We start from the raw sequence: 206 nt of genomic DNA on the forward strand, positions 1-206 counted from the left end.
TATTCGATAATAAAGCAGAGTAAGCTTGTGGCAAAAGCTAGCGCCGCCAAGACTTTAATTGACAGGTCAAGCTTGAGAGACAGCACTCTTAAGTTGATGTAGGCGCGACAATATAAGAAGCCGAATGCAACGCTCATATTCATGAAGAAGGGGATGCTGATTTTCTGCCAATAGAGAGAGTTTGGCCATAAGGCTTGGAAGGCAAC

The 206-nt window shown here is 44.2% G+C and carries 1 protein-coding gene; it reads right to left on the reverse strand.

What is annotated here, in order from left to right:
• Positions 1-206: hypothetical protein (locus A3756_RS28655; RefSeq protein ID WP_231875503.1), on the reverse strand; the 206-nt coding region annotated here is incomplete at both ends.

This window comes from Oleiphilus sp. HI0086 (genome assembly GCF_001635225.1).